A 15,835-nucleotide genomic window follows, 5' to 3' on the forward strand; every position below is an offset into this window, starting at 1 on the left:
GGCGGCCTTAATCCATTGGTGTTGCGGCGGGAACCGGTATCAGAAAGGGTTGGCTCCGTTCAAAAGCTCTTCGCGAACCTCCAGTCTGGGCCGCCAGTCATAGCGCGTGTCTTCGCGGGTTGGTGCCCAGTATAACGCGCCGCTGTTGCGCCACGGGTCCAGAATGATGCCGTCATACATCGAGTCGCCCTTGGCGCTGATCAGGGCCGAATGGTGGATGATCCGGAAGGCCGTTGGCGGAGACGTCGCCCAGTGCAGATCCAGCGTTTGGAAGTTCTCTTGCTTTAAACGCCTCGTCATGTGCTCGGCCCAGTCATTGCACAGACCATAGTCGCGAAGTCCATTGATGACCTTCGCGTTGTGAATGATGGCCGAGTCGGTGACGTTCCATTCGCGCGCCAGTTGTTGCGAATAGGAGTATGAGATTGTAGCCGCTTTTTGCGCCTCAGCAGGGTCGACATCGGGGCCGAGGGCTTGGATTGCCTGTGCCAGCGCGTCAACGTCGTTCTGGCTGGCGGTGGGCTGCTTGGTGGCGCAGCCGCCTAGGAAAAGGGCTGTAAGTGTTACCCAAAGTGCAAAAAATCGTTTCATGCCAAGTATCCACGGCCACTGCTATCTCGTCGGGTGCAGTACCCGGCTTTCCAGTGCATTTCAAAGGGGAAGTTTCGGGTCGGCGGATCGGTACTGACGACTAAGTAGCAGCGCTTTGGTTGGCAACTCACAAAAATGACCCGGCGCGTGGCCGGGTCAGTCGGGGAAACAGGAGTGCCGAAATCGGTCAGCTCAGCAAACGCCGTGCGATGACCTGTGCCTGAATTTCGGCGGCCCCCTCGAAAATGTTCAGAATGCGCGCGTCGCAGAGGACACGGCTGATCTTGTATTCCAACGCAAAGCCGTTGCCGCCATGGATTTGCAGCCCATTATCCGCAGCCGCCCACGCGACGCGCGCGCCCAGCAGCTTGGCCATGCCAGCCTCAAGGTCGCATCGTTGACCGTGATCCTTCTCCCATGCCGAGAAATAAGTCAGCTGGCGTGCGATCATGATCTCGACCGCCATCATTGCCAGTTTGCCCGACACGCGAGGGAAGTTGATCAGTGACTTGCCGAACTGCTTACGGTCCTGTGCGTATTGCATGGCGATATCCAGCGCGCTTTGCGCCACGCCGATGGCGCGGGCGGCGGTCTGGATGCGGGCGGACTCGAAGGTCTCCATCAGCTGTTTAAAGCCTTTGCCCTCTTCGCCGCCCAGAAGGTTCTCGCCTTTGACCTTGAACCCGTCAAAGCCCAGTTCGTATTCCTTCATGCCGCGATAGCCCAGAACCTCGATCTCACCACCGGTCATGCCAGGCGTGGGTAAAGGGTTCTCATCCGTGCCGGGGGTTTTCTCGGCCAGGAACATGGACAGGCCGCGGTGGTCCGTGGTGTCCGGGTTGGTGCGGGCCAGCAACGTCATCACATGGGTGCGCGCCGCGTGGGTGATCCACGTTTTGTTACCGGTGATCTCATAATCGCCGTCGGCATTCTTCACCGCGCGGGTGCGCAGGCTGCCCAGGTCGGACCCGGTGTTCGGTTCGGTGAAGACAGCGGTGGGCAGTATCTCGGCGCTGGCCAGTTTCGGCAACCAGTTGGCTTTCTGTTCGTCGGTGCCGCCTGCTATAATCAGCTCGGCTGCAATCTCGGACCGTGTGCCCAGAGAGCCGACGCCGATGTACCCGCGTGAGAGTTCTTCAGACACCACGCACATCGACGCTTTGGATAGGCCGAACCCGCCGTATTCTTCGGGAATGGTCAGGCCAAAGACGCCCATCTCGGCCAGTTCCTCGATGATCTCGATCGGGATCAGCTCATCTTTCAGGTGCCAGTCATGGGCGTTCGGCTCGACCTTTTCCTGTGCGTAGCGGCGGAACTGGTCGCGGATCATCTCCAATTCTTCATCCAGACCCGAGGCACCGAACATGGTGGCACCGGCCTGATCCTCCATCAGCGCAACCAGCCGGGTGCGTGCGGCTTGAGAGTTCGCCTGCGCCATCAGCGTCTGCACTTCGGCGCATTGGAAGCCGGACAACGCATCCCAGCCCAGACCCATATCCTGCAGGCGCACGACTTCTCCCTGGTTCATTGGGATGCCACCGGCGACCTGATGCAGGTATTCACCAAAGGCGATCTGGTGCAGCAGCTGTTCGACCTCACCAAATTTGCCATCCGCATTCAGCGCGTCGGCCCAGCGTTGCATCTGTTGCAGCGACTGGTTGTAAGTTGCCAGCCATGCCAGCCCATGGGCTGCGGTCTGGTGCGCCTCAATCAGCGCGCCTGAAACCCGACCGTTTTCGGTAACCATGTCCCGGACGGATTCGCGGGCGCGTTCAAACACCGCCTCTACCGCTGGCACAGCCGCGCGGGTCAGAGTCAGAAGGTCGGGCAAAATCGCGGATGTCGTCATCTGGGTCATATCCTGTCCGTCATGGGCCATGAATCACGTCCTTCTCAGCTGTCGTCTGGTCATATCATGCTGCACGTGCAGCGCAACAAAAATACGAATTACGTGGTGAAATAGTTCAAAAATTGCTTTGACGATTTTGCGGTGCAGCGACTGGCAAGAGTGCTATCACAAGCGCATGACGTTATTTTCCTTGTTCACACCGCAGGACCTGTTGCTGGCCGCCGCCGTTGCTTTCGTGGCGGGCTGGGTCAAGGGCATGGTCGGTTTTGCCATGCCCATGGTTCTGGTATCGGGGCTGAGCATGTTCCTGACACCCGATCTGGCAATCGCGGGATTGATCCTGCCAACGCTGGTGACAAATGGCGTGCAGGCCCTGCGCGAGGGGCCTGCGGCGGCTGTCTCGTCGGTCAGGCAATTCCGCGTCTTTCTGGTCGTCGGGTTGCTGTTTCTGCTGGCCGGAGCGCAGCTTGTCAGTGCCGTACCTACGTCCACCTTCCTTCTGATGATCGGCATTCCGGTCTCGTTCTTCGCTTTGGTTCAGGTCTTGGGCGTCCAGATGACCCTCAGCGCACCGTCGCCGCGTATCGAGGCGGCGGTGGGTGCCGTCGCCGGGTTCGTCGGCGGAATGTCGGGGATCTGGGGGCCGCCTACCGTCGCCTATCTGACGGCGCTGAACACACCTAAAGCGGTACAGATGCGGGTGCAGGGGGTGGTGTACGGTCTTGGGGCAGTGGCATTGATGCTGGCGCATCTGGGATCCGGTATCTTCCGCGCTGACACGGCGCCGTTTTCGTTGTTTCTGGTCGCTCCGGCGTTGGCGGGGATGTGGCTGGGGTTGCGACTGCAGACCCGGATAGATCAGGCGCTGTTCCGCAAAGTCACGCTGCTGGTGCTGCTTATTGCAGGATTGAACCTGCTGAGGCGCGGGCTGATGGGTTAACTGCGGCTGTCGATAAAGCGCAGCGCGAAATACAAACCCAACATCAGGAAAAACAGCCCCGATATGTCGCCGATAAGAAAGGCCACGTATTCGACACGAGCGCTGCCAAAAGCGAGGTTGGTAAGAAGCGATACCAGGAAAGACGTGACGATCCCGACCCCCATGATGCAGGTCCAGCAGGGTTTACGGTCGGGATGAGGGAACAAGTCCCAACCCAACCATTTACACAGGTAAAACACCGCAGGCACCGTTGTCACCGCGATGGCGATTGCCATCAATCGGCTGGGCAGGAACACGTCGTTGCCACCCAAAAAGGCAAAGACCAAAAAGACACCGGGAAGCAGCGCAAAAATCGCCCTCCATCCCAGCAGCCAAGCTGCCAGAACTCGTACCCCGTGGGGCAGAAAAAGCAGGCTGGCGCGGCTGGGATATTCAGGGAAGAACACGTTTTGAAGTGGCATCAGAACCTCAAAAGTAAGGTAGGATGCAACCACATAGGCCAATGAGGCGAAAAACGTGTCAGAGGCGAACCTGCGCACAGTGATCAGCCACCAAAGCGCAGGTTCAAGGCGTCACTTGGGGGCATGAACGATATACCGGCCCCGATTGGCGCTGCCGCTTTGCGACAGATACCCTTTTTGCACCAGCGACTTCAGGGCGCGGAAAAAGGTTGGACGCGAAACGCTTTGGACAAGCGTGTGTTCGATCAGGCCGAATGTCCGCACTTCCTGATCTGCTTTCGACAGCTCTTCGGCTGCATAATAGATGTCGCGCTCAACCGGAGAGAGTTGCTCCAGCCCCAGTGTGCGCTCCATGCTTTGCATCAGCTTGCGTAGTTCAGTCAGTTTCGAGATTTCAGTCATACGTTACCCATCAGTTAATGTGTCAGAGACCGCAATGCTGTGTTGCGTCGAAACAAACTGAGTGTGAGTGTTTTTCAGTAAGTCTCACCTTGACACTAATCCCTTTTTAGTTACACTACTTGCTTGATTAGGTTGCTCATTTTGCTGGTGTGAGAGTCTGCAAGAGCTGCCCAAAAGTTTTTTCATCCCCGCCCGGTGCGAAAGCGCCGGGCTTTTTTCATTTCCGTAGTGTCCCGAGATACCGCAATCGGACATTCCGGGCAACGAATTTGTATACACGTTTTCGTATATACAACTTTGAGAAGATCACTAATTGGTGAGTCTCGCCAAAAGGAAAAGGGGGCGAAATGCCCCCTTTCCTGTCAGCCGATTGCGACGGCTTTGATGTCTTCGTCGATAAACGGCAGGTATTGCTCGAAATTCTCGGCAAACATCTGCACCAGTTTTTCGGCTTGTTTGTCGAATGCGGCCTGATCGTCCCAAGTGCGGCGCGGGTCCAACAGCACCTCGGCGACACCGGGTACGGAAACCGGTACGTCAAAGCCGAAATTGGCGTCCTTGCGGAATTCGGCATCGCGCAGCGAACCGTCCAGGGCTGCCGTCAGCAATGCGCGGGTCGCCTTGATCGGCATCCGGCTTCCTACGCCATAAGCACCACCTGTCCAGCCGGTGTTCACCAGCCAGCAGGTCGCGCCATGCTGGGCGATCTTGTCACGCAGCAGGTTGCCATAGGCCTCAGGGCGACGCGGCATAAACGGCGCGCCGAAGCAGGTCGAGAAGGTGGGCTGAGGTTCGGTCACGCCACGCTCGGTTCCCGCGACCTTTGACGTAAAGCCCGACAGAAAGTGATACATAGCCTGCGCCGGGGTCAGCCGTGCGATCGGAGGCAGAACGCCAAACGCATCACAGGTCAGCATGATGATGTTCTTGGGGTGGCCGCCCAGAGCGCTGCTGGACGCGTTCGAGATATACTCGAGCGGGTAGGCGCAGCGCATGTTCGCAGTCAGCGAGTCGTCGTCGAAATCCAGCTCCTTGGTCTCGGGATCGAACACCATGTTCTCGATCACGGTGCCGAACTTGCTGGTGGTCGCGTAGATTTCCGGCTCGGCCTCGGCGTTCAGGTTGATCGTCTTGGCATAGCAGCCGCCCTCAAAATTGAAGGTGCCGCGATCGGACCAGCCGTGTTCGTCATCACCGATCAGGGTGCGCGCCGGGTCGGCGGACAGGGTGGTTTTGCCGGTGCCCGACAGGCCAAAGAACACAGCGGTATCAACCGGGTTGCCGACCGCGTGGTTGGCCGAGCAGTGCATCGGCATCACGCCTTTTTCCGGCAGCATGTAGTTCAGCAGGGTGAAGACGGACTTCTTGTTTTCACCCGCATACTCGGTACCGCCGATCAGGATCATCTTGCGGTCGAAGTTCAGCGCGATCACCGTCTCGGACCGGCAGCCGTGTTTGGCCGGGTCGGCCTGGAAGCTGGGGCAGTTGATGATGGTGAAGTCTGCGATGAACTCGTTCAGGTCCTCACGGTCCGGACGACGCAGCAGGTGGCGGATGAACAGGTTGTGCCAGGCCAGCTCGGTGACCATACGCACGTTGATCGAGTAGGCCGGGTCAGCGCCACCGACGAGGTCCTGCACAAAGTAATCGCGGCCTTTCATGTGGGCCAGCATGTCTTCGTACAGCGCGTCAAAGCCCTCGGGGCTCATGGCGGCGTTGTTTTCCCACCAGATGGTGTCGGCGACGCTGTCGGTCTTGACGACGTGCTTGTCCTTAGGCGAACGGCCGGTGAACTTGCCGGTGGTGACCAAAAACGCGCCGCCGTTGCCAAGAGTGCCTTCGCCGCGCTTCAGCGCCTCTTCGATCAGCGCCGGTTCCATGAAGTTGTAATAGACATTGCCCAGACCCTCGATGCCCTGATCTTCGAGGCGGAATTGCGGGTTAACCCGTCCAGATGTCATGTGTGTCTTCTCCTGTGGCGGCGCGAAGGCGTTTGGCCGGTGCGCTCTTGGGGCAGTGTGCCGGGAAAATCCGGCGGCTGGGCGCGTCTTATCACGGTCGTTTGGGGCATGAACAGGACGGTTTGGCGCAGTTAGCGCAACCAAGTCCAAGTTTAGCGCCACCAGCAATTTCCTGTCGGAAAACAAGGCAGCTTTCGGTGGATGTTAACGGCTTTTTTGCCGCAGATATGTGACAACAATCGCACGATTCGCAGATACGGATTGATTCGCGGCCATAAAAACGACAAAAATGCCCTACTAATAAGCGAAATATTGCATGAGTGAGCAGGAATAGGGGTAATCCCGATGTCAAAGATTGCACTGGTGGATGACGACAGAAACATTCTGACGTCCGTATCCATGACTCTCGAAGCCGAGGGATTCGAGGTTGAAACCTACAATGACGGGCAGGCAGCCCTCGACGCATTCAACAAGAAACTGCCGGATATGGCCGTGCTGGATATCAAGATGCCACGCATGGACGGGATGGATTTGCTGCAACGGCTGCGGCAGAAGACCCAGATGCCGGTGATCTTTCTGACCTCGAAAGATGATGAGATCGACGAGGTGCTTGGTCTGCGGATGGGCGCGGACGACTATGTGAAAAAGCCGTTCTCGCAGCGCCTTTTGGTGGAACGCATCCGCGCGCTGTTGCGCCGGCAGGAGGCGACAACAGGTGATGCCACAGCTGCCAGTACCGGCGACACCAAAGTGATGGAGCGGGGCGATCTGCGAATGGATCCGCTGCGTCACGCGGTCAGCTGGAAAGGCTCGGATGTCTCTTTGACGGTGACCGAGTTCCTGTTGTTGCAGGCACTGGCGCAGCGTCCGGGTTTTGTCAAAAGCCGGGATCAGTTGATGGATGTCGCGTACGACGATCAGGTCTATGTGGATGACCGGACGATCGACAGCCATATCAAGCGCCTGCGCAAGAAGATGCGTGCGGCAGATCCTGAGTTCTCGGCCATCGAGACCCTGTACGGCATTGGCTACAGGTATAACGAAGAATAAGTGTGGCCGCTTTGAAGGGGTGATCGGGTCTCGTGCGCGATACGGAACAAGCCAGCGAATTGCGGGACGGTGATGTCGTTCTGGGGGATGATTGGGTCATCCCGCAGGATCCCGAGTCCGCCGAACTGCGCGCGTCACGACGCACGCGCAATCTGTTTTCCTTGCGCGGCTCGCCTCTGGCCCGCAAGATCATCACCTTCAACCTCATCGCCCTTGTGATCCTGGTCACCGGGCTACTTTATCTTGACGATTCCCGCGAAGAGCAGGTCCAGCAGACCGCGCGCAATCTGGTCGGCGATGCGCAGCTAGTCAGCAACGTGTTCGAGGCACAGTTGCGCCAAAACCAATCCTCGCCGCAAGACACGGCCGCTCTGGACGTCAAGGATACCCTTGCGGGGCTGAGCCTGCCCGTCGGCGGTGAGGTGTTTGTCTATGATACTGGCGGCACGCTGATCGGCTGGACGCGCGGCGCATCTGCGCCTGATCAGATGTCCGACCTTTTCCGTTCTGAGGCTGATGTTCAGACCGGCAGCACCCTGATCAGTGATGCGCTGAACGCCGTCTGGACCGGGCTGTCAACGGTTTTCACGCGGTCTGAACCCGGTAATGCGCCGACATTAGCCCAGCGAGTGCAGGATATCATACCGCAGGCCCTGAACGGTCAGATGCAGGTTCAGCCGGTCTTGGATGAACAAGGGCAGACCGTCATTGTCGCAGCCGCTCCGATTCTACAGGCCGGTGTGCCGGTTGGTGCCGTCGCCATGGCCGGACCTGCGGGTGAGATCGACGCGCTGGCTCGGCGCGAGCAAGAACGCATTCTGCAAATGTTCGTCGTCGCGCTGTTGGTTTCGATTGGCCTGAGCCTTGTTCTGGCCTCGACCATCGCCAATCCGCTGGCCGATCTGGCGTCGGCGGCTGAGATGGGCAAAGACCGCGGAGCAAGTGTGAACCCGGGCCGTATTCGCATCCCTGACCTGAGCGCACGCCCCGATGAGATAGGTCGCCTTAGCCGAGCGCTGCGGGGCATGGTCACGGCGCTTTACAACCGCATCGATGCCAACGAACAGTTTGCCGCCGATGTGGCGCATGAGATCAAAAATCCACTGGCCAGCCTACAGTCAGCTGTCGGCACACTGCGCATGGTGAAGCGCGAAGATCAGCGCGACAAGCTGCTGGGCGTGATCGAACACGATGTGCGGCGGCTGGATCGTCTGGTCAGCGACATCTCAAACGCCTCGCGTCTGGATGCTGAGTTGGTCAAGGAAGAAGAGCAGCCCTTCGACCTGCTCAATCTCTTGGGCAATATCGGACAGTATCTTGGCGAAGATGCGCGGTCCAAGGGCATCGACTATATCACGGACCTGCCGCCCGATCCGATCGTGATCAACGGGCTTGAGGCGCGTCTGGCGCAGGTCTTCGTCAATCTGATCACCAATGCCATCTCGTTCTGCGAAGATAGCGACGCCATCCGCGTCTGGGTGCGTCGGCGCGAAAACCGGGTGCTGATCGTGGTCGAGGATACTGGCCCGGGCATCCCTGAACAGGCGCTTACCAAGGTCTTCAAACGCTTCTACTCGCAACGCCCGGAAGAGCATTTTGGCAATAACTCGGGCCTTGGCCTTGCGATTTCCAAGCAGATCGTTGAGGCCCATGGCGGGGTGATCTGGGCCGAGAACATCCGCCCGACCGAGGCAGATATTACCTCGGACCCGCAGGGCGCGCGGTTTGTCGTGGGGCTGCCCGTTTAAGCGCATGCTGGGTTCGGCGCTTGCAAACATACAAGATCAGGACAAGGCCATTCTCCATGCCAGCTGCGTTTGCGTCGCAGGGTGCGGCCTGTTGATCGTGGGGAAATCGGGTGCGGGGAAATCTGGGCTGGCCTTGCAGATGATGGCGCTGGGGGCGGGTTTGGTCGCGGATGACCGCGTCGCGCTATGCATGGTAGAGGGCAGGGCGCAGGCCGATGCGGCCCCGAACATTGCCGGCTTGATCGAAGCACGCGGCATCGGGCTACTGAAGGCCATGGCAGCTGGACCTTCCCCTATCACCTATGTTGTGGATTTGGACCAAACCGAACCGGCCCGATTGCCCGAACCGCTCACAACCGTGGTACTGAGGCAAACTGTTCCCTTGCTTCGGGGCGGCGGCGTCCCCAATTTGGCGGCAGCTTTGATGCAACTTCTGAAATCGGGACGTGTAGATACGGAATGGCCCAGCAACTGAAACCGCAACGGCGTATCGTTCTGGTCACCGGCCCTTCGGGTGCGGGGCGGTCTACAGCAATCCGTGTGCTCGAAGACCTTGGCTTTGAGGCCATTGATAACCTGCCGATGGGCCTTCTGATGCGCCTTTTGGACGGGCCGCAAAGCGACCGCCCGATGGCGCTGGGAATCGATGCGCGCAACCGTGATTTTTCGACCATCGGGTTTATAGAACTTGCAGTGCGCCTGCGCCGGATGGAGCAGGTCGACCTGACGACGCTCTATCTGGATTGCAGTGATGAGGTACTGCTACGGCGGTTCTCGGAAACCCGCAGGCGGCACCCGGTGGCTGCTGAGGCGGGCCCCGAAACCGGTGTACGACAGGAAAAAGAGCTGTTGGCCCCGATACGAGAGATTGCCGACACCCTTATCGACACCAGCCCGCTGAACATTCACCAGTTGCGGGAGGAGGTTGAGCGTTGGTTCGCGCCACAGGGCGGACGGCATCTAGCGGTTTCCATCGAATCGTTCTCGTATAAACGCGGGCTTCCGCGCGGCCTGGACATGGTGTTCGACTGTCGGTTTCTTGCCAATCCCTATTGGCAGCCGGAGCTGCGCGCAGAAGATGGTCGAAACCCTGAAGTGGCGCGCTATGTTCAGTCGGATACAAACTATGCACCGTTTTTCGACCGGGTGGTCGATCTGCTGAAACTCTTGCTGCCCAGCTTTCGGGCCGAAGGCAAAGCGCACCTCTCGGTGGCCTTTGGCTGTACCGGAGGGCAACACAGATCGGTCTCAATGGCCGAGGCAGTTGCAAAGGCCCTTGCAGAGGAGGGGCAGCAAGTGGCAATTAGGCACCGCGAAATGGAACGTCGATCGTTGAATGTGAGGCCGGATTGATCGGGATTGTACTCGTTGCACATGGGGGGTTGGCCAAGGAATATCTGGCCGCCATGCAGCATGTCGTCGGTAAGCAACCGGGTCTGGCCGCGATCTCGATCGAGGCGGACCATGATCGTGAAGCCAAACAAGGCGAAATCTGTGCAGCTGCGGACAGTGTCGATGTCGGGGACGGTGTCGTTGTCGTGACCGATCTGTTCGGCGGTAGTCCATCGAATCTGAGTCTGCGCGCCTGTGCGCCACAGGATCGGCGTATCCTTTACGGTGCAAATCTGCCTATGTTGATTAAATTGGCCAAATCCCGCCACCTGCCAATCGGTGATGCCGTGCGGCAGGCGATGGAGGCTGGACGTAAATATATCAATGCGCAAAATGTGACGTTGGAAGAAGATCGGACTGATTAAGAATGACCATCCGAAGCTTGAAAATCATTAATGAAAAAGGTTTGCACGCCCGCGCCTCGGCAAAACTGGTCGAGGTGGTCGAGGGCTTTGACGCAAATGCCGAAGTGTCGAGAGAGGGACTTTCTGCATCGGGCGACAGTATTATGGGCCTTTTGATGTTGGCAGCCTCACGCGGAACGACTATTGACGTCGAAACGTCCGGACCTGATGCTGAGGCGTTGGCTGATGCGTTGGAAACCCTGGTGAACGACAAGTTCGGGGAAGGGTTCTGACCCAATCGGCCGCGATACCAAGAACGGGAAGACCAGGAATTGGCGGAAACAACGCACGAGACCAAGACAGGCCCGATGGTGGATGGGACTGCGGATCAGGGTGAAGTCTACGACCGTAGAACTCTGACATACGCGAACTCGTTCGACGACGCCTGGACTTCGACAGCCATTCGTACCATCGAATGGTGTACCGGCAAGCTGACCATTCTGCGCATGGTCAACAAGTTCGAGAAGAAGAACGAATACTACCGTGGCCAGCGGTTCTGGGGTGGCGCTCTGAAGACGATGGGCATTGACCTGACGACGCCGCAGGAACAAATCGCGCGCATTCCGAAAGAGGGCCCGGTCGTTGTGGTGGCGAACCACCCTCATGGCATGGTGGATGGTATGATCCTGGCCGAGCTGATTGGGCAGGTGCGCAACGATTACCGCATCCTCACCCGCTCGGTCCTGACCGGCCTGGATGAGGCCGCGACCTCATTCATGATTCCGGTGCCATTCCCACACGACCCCGAGGCGCAAGCCAAGATGCTGGAAATGCGTGGCAAGGCGATGGAGCACCTGAAAAACGGCGGCGTCGTAGCCCTGTTCCCGTCAGGCGTGGTGATGTCTTCGGACGATTGGTTCGGCCCCGCGCTAGAGCGTGAGTGGAACGTGTTCACCGCCAAGATGATCCGCCGCTCGGGCGCACGCGTGGTTCCTATCTTTTTCCCGGGTCGCAACTCCCGCGCGTATCAGATCGCCAACAAGCTGTCTCCGATCCTGCGTCAGGGCCTGTTGCTGCATGAGATCGTCCGCTCCTGCAACAAACCGCAGTCGCCGGTAATCGGCGACCCGATATCGGACGAGGACATGCAATTGCTGGAGCGTGACCCGCGGGGTTTCATGGCCTGGCTCAGAAAGCACACAATGGCATTGGGCGAAACGCTCAAGCGCTGATCCGTTTCTTCATCTGGCCGTAAATACCTCTGGGGTGAGCCCGGATAACATCCGGGCGAGGGGGCTGGCCCCTTACTAGCGAGTCGGAACTGGAACCTCTCCTCGATAGTCGTAGAACCCCCGTTCAGTCTTCCGACCCAGCCAACCGGCCTCGACATATTTGGTCAGCAAGGGGCAGGGGCGGTATTTGGTGTCCGCCAGCCCGTCATGCAACACGTTCATGATCGCCAGGCAGGTGTCCAGACCGATGAAGTCCGCCAGCTCCAAAGGCCCCATCGGATGGTTTGCGCCCAGCTTCATAGACTGGTCGATGGATTGAACATTCCCGACGCCTTCATACAGCGTGTAGACCGCCTCATTGATCATCGGCATCAGAATGCGGTTGACGATAAAGGCGGGAAAGTCCTCGGCGCTGGCGGCGGTCTTGCCCAAGCGGTCCACCACGGCCTTGCAGGTGCTGAATGTCGCCTCGTCAGTGGCAATTCCGCGGATCAGTTCGACCAGCTGCATCACCGGCACAGGGTTCATGAAGTGAAACCCCATGAAACGTTCTGGCCGGTCTGTGCGGCTCGCCAGACGGGTGATCGAGATCGACGAGGTGTTGGACGTGAGGATCGTATGGGGTTGCAGATGCGGTTGCAGATCCTCGAAAATCGCCTGTTTGATCGTCTCACGCTCGGTCGCGGCTTCGATCACCAAATCCGTCTCACCGATTCGCGGCAGTTCCAGCGTGGTCTTGATCCGCGCCAACGCCGCCTGCATCTGATCGTCTGAAATCTTGCCGCGCGAGGCCTGGCGGGCCAAATTGCCTTCGATTGTGGTCACCGCAGCCTTCAGCGCGTCCTGATTCACATCGTTCAGAAGCACGTCATATTCCGCCAGAGCCAATACATGGGCGATACCATTTCCCATCTGGCCTGCGCCGATCACTCCGACAGATTTTACGTCCATTGTCTGATGCCTCTGTGTCACGGGTTTGCGCGACAGTATCGGCAGAATGGCATGGGCGGCAAGAGGATCAGGCCCATCGAATTTGCTTCAAATGCGCACATTAGGGTTTTCTCAAGACTTGCGGCTGCAAGATGGCACCCGGGTGAAAAAATGGGTGAGTGTAATGAGCTATCATCAAACAGGCTCGGCTGGTGCCGGGCATGATCATTGCCAATATGGGGAATCGCGTCTTTGGTTTCGTGGGCCAGAGCGATCTCTGGAAACGTCTTTCATGGCTTGCGCAGGCGGCGAGGAGACGTTTGGCCGGTTTGTCGACCGGCCCTATGCCGCGATTCTCGAAGATCGCCTGGATCGGCGCTGCCTGAACTTGGGCAGCCTGTTCTGCGGGGTTGACGCGCTGTGCGGCGATGCGGGCCTTTTCGAACTGCTGAACCGGGCCGAGCTTTGTGTCTTGCAAGCGCCGGGGCTTTTGAGCCAATCAAACCGTTTCTATCGCGTCCACCCCCGGCGCAACGATCGGGTTCTGGCCCCCAGTTCGGAGCTGACACATCTCTATCCCGAGGCTGATTTTACAGATGTACATTTTGTGGGACATCTCATGGTCTATTTGCAGCAATTCCGGGACGCGCGCGTCGAGATCGTGCTGGAGGAATTGCGCCGGAACTGGGTTAAGAAAATTAGCGAACTTCTTGATCGCCTTGAGGTCCCTGTCGTTCTGTTGGGGCTTCGGGTCTTGCAGCACACAGAGGATCATCGCGACCCTGTGTCGGCCGAAGTATCGCCGTGCATGCTGAACGCGGTGCGTCCGCATTGCGCCGGAATGGTGAAGATTGCCGTTCAGGTGTCGGGGCAGTCGGAAGAACTTGAAGATATGTTATTCGGCACGCTTCAGCAGCCGATGGCGGAACACATGATTGGCCCTGCGGCACACAAAACCATAGCAGATGCGCTGATCGAACCGGTTCAGAACCTGCAATGAAAAAGGCCCGCCAATGGCGGGCCTTATCAGATTTTTCATCGAAAAATCTTTAGTCCGATACTCAACCGAGTTTCTCGGTCAGTTCCGGCACGGCCTGGAACAGGTCGGCGACCAGTCCGAAGTCGGCGACCTGGAAGATCGGCGCTTCTTCGTCCTTGTTGATCGCAACGATGACCTTCGAGTCCTTCATGCCCGCCAAGTGCTGGATCGCGCCCGAGATGCCAACCGCGACATAGAGGTCCGGGGCAACAACCTTACCGGTCTGACCCACCTGCCAGTCGTTCGGCGCATAGCCCGAGTCGACCGCCGCACGCGAGGCACCAACCGCAGCGCCCAGCTTGTCGGCCAGACCTTCGATCAGTTTGAAGTCCTCTTCCGAGCCAACACCACGGCCGCCCGAGACCACAACGCCCGCCGAGGTCAGTTCGGGACGGTCGCTTTCGGCAACCTTGTCCTCGACCCACGACGACAGACCTTCGGAGCCGGGAACCGAGATGGTTTCAACCGGGGCCGAACCGCCTTCGCCCGCTGCGTCAAACGACGCGGTCCGCAGGGTGACGACTTTCTTGGCGTCGTTCGACTTCACGGTCTGGATCGCGTTACCCGCATAGATCGGGCGCTCAAAAGTCGAGCCGTCGACCACGCCGGACGCATCCGAGATCACCATCACGTCCAGCAGCGCGGCAACGCGCGGCATCACGTTCTTGGCGTCGGTGGTGGCAGGGGCAACGATGTGCTCATAGCCATCGGCCAGCGAAACGATCAGCGCCGCGGTCGATTCCGCCAGGCGGTGGCCCAGCGACTCGTCTTCGGCGACCAGAACCTTGGAGACACCGTCGATCTTGGCAGTGGCCTCACCAGCAGCGGCGGCAGAACCACCCGCGGCCAGAACGGTCACATCACCCAGAGCCTTTGCGGCGTTGACGGCCTTGGCGGTGGCGTCCAGCGACAGCTCACCATTATTGACTTCAGCGAGAAGAAGAACAGCCATTACACAGCCCCCGCTTCTTTGAGTTTCTCGACCAGCTCGTCGACCGAGCCCACGACGATACCAGCGGCGCGTGCCGGCGGCTCTTCGGTTTTGACGACTTCCAGACGCGGAGTGACATCGACGCCGTAATCGGCGGCGGTTTTCTCATCCAGCGGTTTTTTCTTTGCCTTCATGATGTTGGGCAGCGAGGCATAGCGCGGCTCGTTCAGGCGCAGGTCAACGGTCACGATGGTCGGCATCTTGACGCTGATGGTTTGCAGGCCGCCATCCACCTCGCGGGTGATCTTGGCGCTGTCGCCTTCGATGTCCACCTCGGACGCAAAGGTGCCTTGCGACCAGCCCAGCAGGGCCGACAGCATCTGACCGGTGGCGTTCATGTCGTTGTCGATCGCCTGCTTGCCCGCCAGAACCAGACCGGGCTGCTCTTCCTCGACCACTTTGGCCAGGATCTTGGCAACGGCCAGCGGTTCAATGTCCTGATGCACATCATCAGCGGCCACAACCAGGATCGCACGGTCTGCGCCCATGGCCAGAGCGGTACGCAGCGTTTCCTGCGACTGCTTCACGCCGATCGAAACGGCAACAACCTCGTCGGCCTTGCCTGCTTCTTTCAGGCGGATCGCCTCTTCAACAGCGATCTCGTCGAATGGGTTCATCGACATTTTGACATTGGCGAGATCAACACCGCTTCCGTCCGCTTTCACGCGGACCTTCACGTTATAGTCAATCACGCGTTTGACAGGCACCAGTACCTTCATCGTGCGCTTGCTCCTCACATAAAACGGCAGGCCGCGACGCGACTCCACCAATGCTCTCGAGGGACTGAATAGCGTCTCAATTCACGGTGCAACAGGGCAAAATCGTCACGCCATGGTCTTGGGACGTCGCGTTTCGCGTTTTTTGACGTAGTGGAACGCAGCCCGGAGTTTTGCGTCGGCTTATCG

At 58.8% G+C, this 15,835-nt stretch carries 17 protein-coding genes; 9 read left to right on the forward strand and 8 right to left on the reverse strand.

Annotated features, from left to right (window positions below; translation table 11 throughout):
• Positions 1-39: 39 nt before the first annotated feature.
• Together ACOQOY_RS15555 and ACOQOY_RS15560 are read right to left on the reverse strand one after the other, a co-directional pair.
• Complete coding sequence (locus tag ACOQOY_RS15555) at positions 40-591, reverse strand: hypothetical protein (RefSeq protein ID WP_420586272.1); 552 nt, start codon at positions 589-591, stop codon at positions 40-42.
• Between the two features lie 187 nt (positions 592-778).
• Positions 779-2,470 carry an acyl-CoA dehydrogenase family protein gene (locus ACOQOY_RS15560; RefSeq protein WP_420586273.1) on the reverse strand — a complete coding sequence of 564 codons (1,692 nt, stop codon included), beginning with the start codon at positions 2,468-2,470 and terminating at the stop codon, positions 779-781.
• Between the two features lie 145 nt (positions 2,471-2,615).
• Here ACOQOY_RS15560 and ACOQOY_RS15565 point away from each other — a divergent pair, with 145 nt between their 5' ends.
• Positions 2,616-3,380, forward strand: a complete 765-nt coding sequence (locus ACOQOY_RS15565) for a sulfite exporter TauE/SafE family protein (protein ID WP_420586274.1) — start codon at positions 2,616-2,618, stop codon at positions 3,378-3,380.
• Here the strand turns inward: ACOQOY_RS15565 and ACOQOY_RS15570 are convergent.
• From ACOQOY_RS15570 to ACOQOY_RS15580, 3 genes are all read right to left on the reverse strand, one after another.
• Positions 3,377-3,841 (reverse strand): hypothetical protein, encoded by a 465-nt coding sequence (locus ACOQOY_RS15570; protein WP_420586275.1) that lies wholly within the window; start codon positions 3,839-3,841, stop codon positions 3,377-3,379. The two genes, ACOQOY_RS15565 and ACOQOY_RS15570, sit on opposite strands and share 4 nt — an antisense overlap.
• A gap of 111 nt (positions 3,842-3,952) precedes the next feature.
• Complete coding sequence (locus ACOQOY_RS15575; protein WP_170764026.1) at positions 3,953-4,243, reverse strand: hypothetical protein; 291 nt, start codon at positions 4,241-4,243, stop codon at positions 3,953-3,955.
• 362 nt (positions 4,244-4,605) lie between these two features.
• On the reverse strand, positions 4,606-6,204 hold the full coding sequence (locus tag ACOQOY_RS15580; protein WP_420586276.1) for a phosphoenolpyruvate carboxykinase: 1,599 nt from the start codon (positions 6,202-6,204) through the stop codon (positions 4,606-4,608).
• Positions 6,205-6,549: 345 nt separating this feature from the next.
• Between ACOQOY_RS15580 and ACOQOY_RS15585 the strand changes: the two genes are divergently transcribed.
• From ACOQOY_RS15585 to ACOQOY_RS15615, 7 genes are read left to right on the forward strand one after another with little or no spacing between them, the layout of a single operon-like run.
• Positions 6,550-7,254, forward strand: coding sequence for a response regulator transcription factor (locus ACOQOY_RS15585; protein WP_420586277.1), 705 nt, complete (start codon positions 6,550-6,552; stop codon positions 7,252-7,254).
• A 32-nt stretch (positions 7,255-7,286) separates the two neighbouring features.
• Positions 7,287-9,002: a sensor histidine kinase gene (locus ACOQOY_RS15590; RefSeq protein ID WP_420586278.1), complete on the forward strand. Its 1,716-nt coding sequence runs from the start codon at positions 7,287-7,289 to the stop codon at positions 9,000-9,002.
• 4 nt (positions 9,003-9,006) lie between these two features.
• The gene (locus tag ACOQOY_RS15595; RefSeq protein ID WP_420586279.1) at positions 9,007-9,477 is read left to right on the forward strand and encodes an HPr kinase/phosphorylase; all 471 of its coding nucleotides are present in this window, start codon (positions 9,007-9,009) and stop codon (positions 9,475-9,477) included.
• Positions 9,462-10,355, forward strand: a complete 894-nt coding sequence (gene rapZ, locus ACOQOY_RS15600) for an RNase adapter RapZ (RefSeq protein WP_420586280.1) — start codon at positions 9,462-9,464, stop codon at positions 10,353-10,355. Before ACOQOY_RS15595 ends, rapZ begins: the two co-directional genes overlap by 16 nt.
• Positions 10,352-10,759 (forward strand): PTS sugar transporter subunit IIA, encoded by a 408-nt coding sequence (locus tag ACOQOY_RS15605; RefSeq protein ID WP_420586281.1) that lies wholly within the window; start codon positions 10,352-10,354, stop codon positions 10,757-10,759. The genes rapZ and ACOQOY_RS15605 overlap by 4 nt, the downstream gene beginning before the upstream one ends.
• 2 nt (positions 10,760-10,761) lie before the next feature.
• Positions 10,762-11,031, forward strand: a complete 270-nt coding sequence (locus tag ACOQOY_RS15610) for an HPr family phosphocarrier protein (protein ID WP_420586282.1) — start codon at positions 10,762-10,764, stop codon at positions 11,029-11,031.
• A gap of 39 nt (positions 11,032-11,070) precedes the next feature.
• On the forward strand, positions 11,071-11,970 hold the full coding sequence (locus tag ACOQOY_RS15615) for a lysophospholipid acyltransferase family protein (protein ID WP_420586283.1): 900 nt from the start codon (positions 11,071-11,073) through the stop codon (positions 11,968-11,970).
• A gap of 75 nt (positions 11,971-12,045) precedes the next feature.
• Here the strand turns inward: ACOQOY_RS15615 and ACOQOY_RS15620 are convergent, their stop codons facing one another.
• A complete protein-coding gene (locus ACOQOY_RS15620) occupies positions 12,046-12,921 on the reverse strand; it encodes a 3-hydroxybutyryl-CoA dehydrogenase (protein ID WP_420586284.1) in 876 nt (291 codons plus the stop codon).
• 163 nt (positions 12,922-13,084) lie between these two features.
• Between ACOQOY_RS15620 and ACOQOY_RS15625 the strand changes: the two genes are divergently transcribed.
• On the forward strand, positions 13,085-13,900 hold the full coding sequence (locus ACOQOY_RS15625) for a DUF6473 family protein (protein WP_420586285.1): 816 nt from the start codon (positions 13,085-13,087) through the stop codon (positions 13,898-13,900).
• A 61-nt stretch (positions 13,901-13,961) separates the two neighbouring features.
• Here the strand turns inward: ACOQOY_RS15625 and ACOQOY_RS15630 are convergent, their stop codons facing one another.
• Both ACOQOY_RS15630 and ACOQOY_RS15635 read right to left on the reverse strand, forming a co-directional pair.
• A complete protein-coding gene (locus ACOQOY_RS15630; RefSeq protein WP_420586286.1) occupies positions 13,962-14,891 on the reverse strand; it encodes an electron transfer flavoprotein subunit alpha/FixB family protein in 930 nt (309 codons plus the stop codon).
• On the reverse strand, positions 14,891-15,649 hold the full coding sequence (locus ACOQOY_RS15635; RefSeq protein ID WP_420586287.1) for an electron transfer flavoprotein subunit beta/FixA family protein: 759 nt from the start codon (positions 15,647-15,649) through the stop codon (positions 14,891-14,893). The genes ACOQOY_RS15630 and ACOQOY_RS15635 overlap by 1 nt, the downstream gene beginning before the upstream one ends.
• Between the last annotated feature and the right edge of the window lie 186 nt (positions 15,650-15,835).

The sequence above is a fragment of the Ruegeria sp. genome (assembly GCF_965221235.1).
Classification (GTDB): Bacteria; Pseudomonadota; Alphaproteobacteria; order Rhodobacterales; family Rhodobacteraceae; genus Ruegeria.